At 65.8% G+C, this 8,742-nt stretch carries 9 protein-coding genes; all 9 read right to left on the minus strand.

Annotated elements, in window-relative coordinates; translation table 11 throughout:
• Positions 1-844: class III extradiol dioxygenase subunit beta (locus I5M_RS01650; protein WP_022719811.1), on the minus strand; the 844-nt coding region annotated here is incomplete at its 3' end.
• The gene (ligA, locus tag I5M_RS01655) at positions 844-1,233 is read right to left on the minus strand and encodes a protocatechuate 4,5-dioxygenase subunit alpha (RefSeq protein ID WP_022719812.1); all 390 of its coding nucleotides are present in this window, start codon (positions 1,231-1,233) and stop codon (positions 844-846) included. The genes I5M_RS01650 and ligA, both read right to left, overlap by 1 nt.
• 135 nt (positions 1,234-1,368) lie before the next feature.
• Positions 1,369-2,283 carry an amidohydrolase family protein gene (locus I5M_RS01660; protein WP_022719813.1) on the minus strand — a complete coding sequence of 305 codons (915 nt, stop codon included), beginning with the start codon at positions 2,281-2,283 and terminating at the stop codon, positions 1,369-1,371.
• A gap of 216 nt (positions 2,284-2,499) precedes the next feature.
• The gene (locus I5M_RS01665) at positions 2,500-3,429 is read right to left on the minus strand and encodes an NAD(P)-dependent oxidoreductase (RefSeq protein WP_022719814.1); all 930 of its coding nucleotides are present in this window, start codon (positions 3,427-3,429) and stop codon (positions 2,500-2,502) included.
• A complete protein-coding gene (gene ligK / locus I5M_RS01670; RefSeq protein WP_022719815.1) occupies positions 3,429-4,124 on the minus strand; it encodes a 4-carboxy-4-hydroxy-2-oxoadipate aldolase/oxaloacetate decarboxylase in 696 nt (231 codons plus the stop codon). The genes I5M_RS01665 and ligK overlap by 1 nt, the downstream gene beginning before the upstream one ends.
• Positions 4,125-4,137: 13 nt before the next feature.
• Positions 4,138-5,166 (minus strand): amidohydrolase family protein, encoded by a 1,029-nt coding sequence (locus I5M_RS01675; RefSeq protein ID WP_022719816.1) that lies wholly within the window; start codon positions 5,164-5,166, stop codon positions 4,138-4,140.
• Between the two features lie 174 nt (positions 5,167-5,340).
• Entirely contained in the window at positions 5,341-6,459 is a 1,119-nt protein-coding gene (locus tag I5M_RS01680; protein WP_022719817.1) for a 4-oxalomesaconate tautomerase, read from the minus strand.
• A gap of 142 nt (positions 6,460-6,601) precedes the next feature.
• Positions 6,602-7,504 (minus strand): LysR substrate-binding domain-containing protein, encoded by a 903-nt coding sequence (locus I5M_RS01685; protein ID WP_022719818.1) that lies wholly within the window; start codon positions 7,502-7,504, stop codon positions 6,602-6,604.
• Between the two features lie 31 nt (positions 7,505-7,535).
• Positions 7,536-8,525, minus strand: a complete 990-nt coding sequence (locus tag I5M_RS01690) for a tripartite tricarboxylate transporter substrate binding protein (protein ID WP_022719819.1) — start codon at positions 8,523-8,525, stop codon at positions 7,536-7,538.
• Positions 8,526-8,742: the final 217 nt, after the last annotated feature.

Consider the following 8,742-nt stretch of genomic DNA (forward strand, 5'->3'; position numbering starts at 1 on the left):
CCAGAATGAGGTGGCCGACCGCGGTGTTGCTGGCCGGGACGTGATAGAAACGGTGGGCGACCTTGGGCTTCGGACCCCCGGTGGCGTCGGCCATCGCGCCGCGCGCGATCAGCCACATCACCAGCTCGATGCCTTCGGAGCCCGCCTCGCGGACGTAGTCGATATGCGGCTTCTTCGACAGCGCATCCGGATCGTTGATGATCTGGTCGAGGAAGGCGTTGTCCCACTCGCGGTTGATCAGGCCGGCGCGCGGACCCTGCAGCTGGTGGCTCATGCCGCCGGTGCCCCAGATCTGCACGTTGAGGTCTTCGTCGTAGGAGCGGATCGCCTTGCCGATCGCCTGGCCGAGCATGTAGCAGCGCCGACCCGACGGCACCGGATATTGCACGACGTTGACGGCGAACGGGATCACTGGGCAGGGCCAGGCCTGCGGCTCGCCGCACATCAGGCTGAGCGGCACGGTGAGGCCGTGGTCGACGTCCATCTTGTTGACGATGGTCAGGTCGAAATCGTCCTGGATCACCGACTGGGCGATATGCGCGGCGAGCCGCGGATGGCCGATTACTTTCGGCACCGGGCGGGGGCCCCAGCCTTCGTCGGCCGGTGTGTACTCGGCCGCGGTGCCGATCGCGAAGGTCGGGATCAGGTCGAGGCTGAACGCGGTGGCGTGATCGTTGAAGACGAGGAAGATGACGTCGGGCTTCTCGTTCTTCAGCCACTGCTTGGAGAACTCGTAGCCGGCGAACACCGGCTTCCAGTAGTCCTCGCCGGTCTTCTTCATGTCGATCGCGGCGCCGATGGCGGGGACGTGCGAGGTGTAGACGCTGGCGGTGATCCGGGCCATTACTTCTTCTCCCCGATGTAGCGGTTGCCTTCGGCCGGACGGCCGCCGTTGATCATCATGTTGCGATACTCTTCCTCGGTCATCCCGGTCATCGAGCCCGCCATCTGCTGGAAACTCTTGCCGTCGGTCGCGCCGATCTTGGCGAGGAAGTAGATGTTGCCGCCGAGCGAGATGCAGCGGTTGAGATCGCGGTCGAGCACCGCCTGCTTCTGCTCCTCGGTCATCGGCCATTCGTCGAGATAAGCGCGCTCGTCCGCCTTGAAGCGGGCGCGGTTCTCGGCCTTCATCAGCGACATGCAGAACTGGTTGAGGTGATAGCCCTGGCGCGACATGTCGGCGTCGAAGATCGTGGTGCCGGGCACGTCGGTGTAGGGTTTGTCGAGGGGCATGGCGGAGTCTCCTCTGTGTTACGTGGTATCAAATCCGTCATGGCCGGGCTTGTCCCGGCCATCCACGTTCTTGCTGCGGATGGTCCGCTTTCGTGGATGCCCGGGACAAGCCCGGGCATGACGATGACTTTGTGTTTAGCGCTCCTCCGGCCAATACAACCGCATCGGGTTGTCGACCAGTAGATTGCGTTGAAGTTCAGGCGTGGTCGCGATGTGCGGGATAAAATCGACCAGGAGGCCGTCGTCGGGCATATGGTCCTTCAGGTTCGGGTGCGGCCAGTCGGTTCCCCACAGCACGCGGTCCGGGAAGGTTTCGACGATGCGGCGGGCGAACGGGATCACGTCGCGATAGGCGTTCTGCTCGCCGTTCAGCGCCGGCGGCCCTGAGACCGACAGCCGCTCCGGGCAGCTCACCTTGGACCAGACGTTGCTGTGCTCGCGCATGAATTTGACGAACAGCTCGAATTCCGGGCCGTCGACCGGCTTGGTGACGTCCGGCCGGCCCATGTGATCGACCACCACGGTGGTCGGCAGCGCGGTGAAGAAGTCCCACAATTCGGGCAGATCGACCGCCTCGAAGTAGATCACCACATGCCAGCCGAGCTTGGCGATCCGCTCGGCGATCTCGACCAGCTCGTCCTTCGGGGTGAAATCGACCAGCCGCTTGACGAAGTTGAAGCGGACGCCGCGGACGCCGGCGTCGTGCATCGCCTGCAGCTCGCCGTCGGTGACGCTGCGCTTCACGGTGGCGACGCCGCGGGCCTTGCCGCCGGAGTTCACCAGCGCGTCGACCATCGCCCGGTTGTCGGCGCCGTGGCAGGTCGCCTGGACGACGACATTGCGGGCGAAGCCGAGATGGTCGCGCAGCGCGTAGAGCTGATGCTTGGAGGCATCGCACGGCGTGTACTTGCGCTCCGGCGCGAACGGAAACTCGTCGCCCGGCCCGAACACATGGCAATGCGCATCGACGGCGCCAGCCGGGACTTTGAAGCGCGGCTTCGACGGGCCTTGGTACCAATCCAGCCAGCCAGGGGTCTTTTCGAATTTCATTCGTTACTCTTTGTCTTTCGTGACTCACATCAGTCCGCGGCCTACTCCCCTCCCCCTTGCGGGGAGGGGTCGGGGGTGGGGGTCCACGAGCACTGCGACTCGTGGACCCCCACCCCGGCCTCCGCTTCGCTCGGCCGACCCTCCCCGCAAGGGGGAGGGGTGCCATCAGCGCTTCGGCTAATTAGTAAGACCGCTCCGCCGCCAGTTCCTGCGGCTTCATGTCTTCGTCTCGCTCTTCACCTTCGCCAGAATCCGATCAGCCTCAGTGCGCCAATCAGCGCTTCGCGCGAAATCCTTGTCGCCGCGCGTCCCGAACAGCCCTTCATCGGCGAGGTCGGCCACCCACGCCTGCCGCTCCGCCGTACCCTGCGCCGACCATGGCGTCAGGCCGGCGTCGCGGACGGTCTCGGCGACTTCGCGGACTTCTTCAGCGCGGCGGCGGCCGTGTTCGATGACGCGCTGGAAAAAGTAGGCGCCCTGCTTCTCCCAATCGATCTGCGGAAACGTTTCCTGCAGCGAGGCGATCACCGCGTCCTCGACGCCGTAGGCGCGGGCGGTGGTGAAGCTCTCGATCACCATCGCCTCCAACCCCTTGATCATGATGCTGCGGCACATCTTGGTGGCCGAGGCGACGCCGAGCTGGTCGCTCGCTGGCTTGGCGGCGAAGCCGAGCGCATTGATCAGCGGCGCCAGCTCCGCCGCGTGCGGACCGCCGAGCAGCAGCGGCACCTTGATCCGATAAGGCGGCACCGAGGTCATCACCGCGCCCTCGACATAGCGGCCCTGCTCGCCGTCGATCAGCGCGGCCGCGCGCTGCTTGGCGCCGGGCGAGGCGGAGTTGAAGTCGAGAAACCAGGTGCCCTGATTGAGCGCCGCCGCGCACGCCTCGGCGACCGCGACGGTCTGGCTCGCCGTCACTGCGGAGATCAGGAAGTCGCTGCGGGCCGCCAGATTGGCGTGCGACGACGTCAGCGTCACGCCGTGGCGGCTGGCGTGCTCGCGCAGCGGCGCGCCGCGATCGTCGTTGAGCTTGACGTCATAGGCGGCGACCTTGACGCCCTGGGCGCGCAGATCCTCGGCGAGAATCTTGCCGACCTCGCCGTAGCCGACGATCCCGACCAGCCACTGTTTCGGATCGCTGCTCATCAATCGATGTACTTCAGGCCGGCTTTCTCGAGCGGCTCGCGCATCTTGTACATATCGAGTCCGAGCACGCCGGAGGCGAGCTTGGCGCGCTTGTCGGCCTCGTTGGCCTCGCGCGCCTCGGCGGCATCCGCCGCCATCTGCGCCACCGCGGCGGGCACGATCACCACGCCGTCGTCGTCGGCGATCACCACGTCGCCCGGCGTGACATGCGCGCCGGCGGCGACCACCGGAATGTTGACCGAGCCGAGCGTCGCCTTGACGGTGCCCTTGGCGTGGATCGCCTTGGACCACACCGGAAACTTCATCTCGGTGAGATCGCGCACGTCGCGCACGCCGGCGTCGATGATCAGGCCGAGCGCGCCGCGGGCGCGGAAGCTGGTGGCCAAGAGATCGCCGAAGAAGCCGTCGGTCGAGTCGGCCGTGCAGGCCGCGACCACGACGTCGCCGGGCTGCAGCTGCTCGGCGACGACATGCATCATCCAGTTGTCGCCCGGCTGCAGCAGCACGGTGACGGCGGTGCCGCAGATATGCGCGCCCGGATAGATCGGCCGCATATAGGGATGCATCAGGCCGACACGGCCCATCGCCTCGTGCACGGTGGCGACGCCAAAGCGCGACAGCTTCGTGACCGCCGCCTTGTCGGCGCGGCTGATGTTGCGCTTGACGATGCCGAGATCGTTCATCCGCACGGTCATGATTACTTACCCCTTACTTGCCCTTGGCCTTGAGCGCCGCATCGAGCCGCGGATAGACGCGGCGGGCGTTGCCTTCGTAGATCTGCTGCTTCTCTTCCGGCGTCAGGATCTTGGACGCCTCGATGTAGCGCTTGGTGTCGTCGTAGTAGAAGCCGGTCTGCGGATCGATGCCGCGCACCGCGCCGATCATCTCCGAGGCGAACAGCACGTTGTCGACCGGGATCACGGTGTTGAGCAGATCGATGCCGGGCTGGTGATACACGCAGGTATCGAAGAAGATGTTGTTGAGGACGTGGTCCTCGAGCAGCGGCTTCTTCATCTCCTGCGCCAGGCCACGGAAGCGGCCCCAGTGATACGGCACCGCGCCGCCGCCGTGCGGAATGATGAATTTCAGATCGGGGAAATCCTTGAACAGATCGCCGGAGACGCACTGCATGAAGGCGGTGGTGTCGGCGTTGAGGTAGTGCGCGCCGGTGGTGTGGAAGCAGGCGTTGCAGCTCGTCGAGACGTGGATCATCGCCGGGATCTGCAGCTCGACCATCTTCTCGTAGATCGGGTACCACTGCCGGTCGGTCAGCGGCGGCGAGGTCCAGTGGCCGCCCGACGGATCGGGATTGAGGTTGATCGCGACGAAGCCGTACTCCTTGACGCACTTTTCCAGCTCGGGAATGCAGGTCTTAGGGCCGACGCCCGGCGACTGCGGCAGCATCGCGGCGCCGATGAAATTGTCCGGGAACAGCTGCGAGACGCGGTAGCACAGCTCGTTGCAGATCGCCGCCCAGGTCGACGACACGTTGAAGTCGCCGATGTGGTGCGCCATGAACGAGGCGCGCGGCGAGAACACCGTGAGATCGCTGCCGCGCTCCTGCATCTTCTTGAGCTGGTTCTCGATGATCGAGGCGCGCAGCTCGTCGTCCGAGATTTTCAGCTCGGACACTTTCGGCATCACGGACGGATCCTTGATGCCGGCGATCTGCCGGTTACGCCAGTCCTCCAGCGCCTTCGGCGCGGTGGTGTAGTGGCCGTGAATGTCGATGATCATCTTGTGTCCTCGAATAGTTTCTGGCCGTCATTGCCGGGCTTGACCCGGCAATCCATCCTCTTTCGGAAGAAGATGGATGCCCGGGTCGAGCCCGGGCATGACGACTGTGGTTTGTTGCTTCGCTCGTGCTAACTGCGCGTGCTTCGATTTCTCGTCCTATATGGCCTCAGTGTCTCAACCCGCGCGCCGCAGCGCGGCGTCACTGGCCTGCTTCCCGACCCACACCGACGCCGGCACCATCGCTTCGCCGCGCATGATCAGGCGCGCGGTCCGCAGCAGCGCGGCGCGGGTGACGTTCTGCGGGTTTGCCGGGTCGACCTCGAGTTCGACGGAGAATTCACCGGTCGGATGCTCGACTGAGATCTGCTTGACGTTGCCGTCCGGCACCACGGCGATGCCCTCGGTGACGCTGCCCTTCAGCACACAGGCGGTCGCCACCGTGACGGCGGCGAGCACGCCGATGGCGTCGTGGCAGACATGCGGAATGAAGCTGCGGGTGGTGATGCTGCCGCCGGCGCGGGGCGCGGCGATCAGCGTCATCTTCGGATAGTTCTTCGCCGTGACGTCGCCGAGCTGCATGGCGTGGCCGCAGGCGATGCGCAGCTGCTCCAGCCGCTTCTTCAGCTCGGTGTCGGCGTTGAGTTCGGCGACGCCTTCATAGCCGGTGCGGCCGACGGCTTCGGCCTTGAACATCACCAACGGCATGCCGTTGTCGATGCAGGTGACCTCGATGCCGTCGATGACGTCGCGGACATTGCCGGTCGGCAGCAGCGACGGCGCCACCGAGCCGGCGGTGTCGAGGAAGTTGATCTTGATCGGCGCCGAAGTGCCGGGCGCGCCGTCGATGCGGGCGTCGCCCTCGTAATCGACGTGGCCGTCCGGCGTCTGCACGGTGATGTCGCACTGCATGTCGGTGTTGAGCGTCAGCACGCGCAGCGTCGTGGTCGCGCCCTGCGGCTTGATCATGCCGGTCTCGAGCGCGAACGGCACCACGGCGGCCAGCATGTTGCCGCAGTTCGGCGTGGTATCGACCGTGTCCTTGTCGGGCTGCAACTGAGCGAACAGGAAGTCGAGATCGACGCCGGGCTTCGATCCTTTGGATACGATGCCGACCTTGCTGGTGAGCGGATGCGCGCCGCCGAGGCCGTCGATCTGGCGGCGGTCGGGCGAGCCCATCACCGCGAGTAGGACTTTGTCGCGGGTCGGAATATCACTGGGCAGATCGGCCGCGTTGAAGAACGGGCCACGCGAAGTGCCGCCGCGCATGAACAGACAGGGAATGGCGGTTTGCATGCGTTTCCATCCGTATTGTTATTGGTCATTGTGGGCGTGCGCGGCATGCCGCGCCACCGTCCGAGGCCTATAACAGCTATCGGATTGTGGCATGGCAATATTGGTCACCCATGCCGAAATCGTGTGGGCGCCTGCGCTGGCGTCAAACCGGCAGGGCGCGCACCAGTTCCGTGACGAGGCGCATGCTGCGCTGAGCCAGCGGCGTCGGCCGCCGCGTCGCGCTCACCACCAGGCACAGCGCGCTCGCCGGCGCCGGATCGATCAGCTTGCGCATCACCAGCTCGGCGGCGCGCGGTGAGGCCGCGACGCCGCTCGCGGTCAGCACCGCATGGCCATAGCCGGCGCAGACCAGCTCGATGATCGAGGGCACGCTCGACACTTCCCATGCGATGTCGAGCTTGACCCCGGCCAGCGCCGCCTGGGTCTCGAGCAGTCGCCGCATGGCGTGGACGCGCTCGGGCACAATCAGCGGATAGTTCGACAGCTCCTTGAACGGCAGCGGCTTGGGGTTCTTGTCGCGCTTGCCCTTGGCGGCGTGGCTGACGAGGCCGAGCGGCTCCTGCAGCAGCGGCGTGATCTCGATGCCGGACTGCGCCTCGGGATTGTAGACGAGCCCGACATCGGCGCGGCCGGTGGTGACCCATTCGACGATGTGACTCGACAGGCCCTCGACGATGGCGAGCCGCGCCGCCGGCAGCTCGCGCTTGAAATGATCGATCAGCGGCAACGTGAGCTGACGGGCGATCGACGGCGGCAGGCCGATGGTGACGCGGCCGACCGGCGCGTCGCGGCTGGCGCCGAGGTCTTCGCGGGCATGCGCCACCATCTGCATGATGCCGACCGAATGATCGAACAGTCGCCGCCCGGCCTCGGTCAGCGCCACGCCGCGGCCGTTGCGCAGGAACAATTGCTGTTTGAGCTCGCTCTCCAGCGCCCGCACCTGCCGGCTCAGCGCCGGTTGGGCGATGTCCAGCATCATCGCCGCCTTGCTGAACGAGCCGAGCTCGGCGACGTGCATGAAATATTCGAGCTGCTTGAGGTTCATCCGCGTCTTCTTCGGCCGGGCGTGCCGGCCGCTATTGCCGTTCGATGCCGGCCTTGTCGATCACCGCACGCCATTTGTCGATATCACCCCGCAGCCGTGCCGCAAGCTGGTCCGGTGTCGAGGCCTTGGCGTCGATGCCGAGGTCGAGCAGGCGCTTCTTCAGTCCCGGGTCGGCGAGGATCTGCTGAAGCGCGGTATTGATGGCGCCGGTCACCGCCGGCGGCGTGCCGGCCGGCGCGAACAGGCCGTTCCAGGATTCGACGCTGGCCTCGATGCCGCTTTCGCGCAGCGTCGGCACGTCGGGGGTGATCTTGGAGCGCAGCGGTCCGGTTGCGGCGATCGCCCTGATATTGCCGTCGAGCAGGTTGCCCTTGAGCGCCGAATAGCTGTCGACGACCAGATCGACATTGCCCTGCAGCAGCGAGATCAGCGCTTCCGGCGAGCCGCGATGCGGCACGATGACGAAGTCGATGCCGGCTGCGGTCTTGAGCAGTTCAGCCGTGAGGTTCTGCGTGCTGCCGACGTTGATGGTGCCGACGTTCAGCGAACCAGGCTTCTGCTTGGCCTGCTTGATCAGATCTTCGAGCGTCTTGAACTTGGAATTGGCCCGGACCGCGAACAGGAAGTCGAAACTGCCGAGGCTGGAGATCGGCACGAAATCCTTCACCGGGTCGAACGGCAGTTGCTTGAACAGCGAGACGCTGATCGCGGTGCCATTGGAGAGCAGCGCCAGCGTGTAGCCGTCCGGCTGCGACGAGATCACCGTGCGGGCCGCCGCGATGCCGCCGGCGCCGGCCTGGTTCTCGATATAGAAACGGTTGCCGAGCTTCTTGCCGAGCTCGTCGGCGACCAGCCGCGCCGTGGTGTCGGCGACGCCGCCGGCCGCGAACGGGACGACGATGCGGACCGGTTTGGTCGGGTAGAGGCCCTGGGCTTCCGCGCGCGGCGCGGGCATCAACAGCGTGAACAGGGCGAGAAAGGCCGCAGCGGTGGCGAGGCGGGACGCACGGATGAGGATCATGCCCGACAATAGTCCAATCCGCTGGATAGTCCAAAGCTCGCCGGCCGGCGACGCGACCGCCGATTGACCCGCCCGCGGAGGCTGGCCAGTATTTCTCCGCAATGTCCGGAGCCCCCTCGATGTCAGAGCCGCCACTGTTCCGCCCGTTCTCGATGCGCGGCATCACGTCCAAGAACCGCATCATGATTTCGCCGATGTGCCAATACTCGGCGGTCGA

The organism is Rhodopseudomonas sp. B29, assembly GCF_000333455.1.
Classification (GTDB): domain Bacteria; phylum Pseudomonadota; class Alphaproteobacteria; order Rhizobiales; family Xanthobacteraceae; genus Rhodopseudomonas.